Genomic DNA, 274 nt, shown 5'->3' with positions numbered 1-274 from the left:
ATTTGCAGGACAGCGCCGAACAGCACGCGCAACTGATGCGCGCGCTCAACCAGCTGCAGCGTGACTTCGCCCTGCGCGCCACCACTGAACTGGCCGAACCGCCTCCGCCCGACGAACCCTCGGCCAGCCGCCCCCCGGTGCCTGCTGCGATCAGTATTCGCAGCAGCGACAGCGACCCTTTGCAGTTGGAATTGATACGTGCCGCGGCGGACCAGGACGGCAAGATGCAACGGGTGAGGTGGTGGATTGAAAGCGGCACCCTTTTCCGTGCCTC

Annotated in this window: 1 pseudogene; it reads left to right on the top strand. The window is 65.0% G+C overall.

The annotated features are described in order from the left end of the window. Nucleotides 1-274 (top strand): annotated as a pseudogene (locus OC610_RS29230) (type II secretion system protein GspJ); the annotation flags it as partial.

Source organism: Pseudomonas agronomica, from assembly GCF_025917275.1.
In the GTDB taxonomy this organism is placed as follows: Bacteria; Pseudomonadota; Gammaproteobacteria; order Pseudomonadales; family Pseudomonadaceae; genus Aquipseudomonas; species Aquipseudomonas agronomica.
Note: the sequence above shows the minus strand (reverse complement) of the source record. Positions and strands in the feature narration are given on the sequence as shown.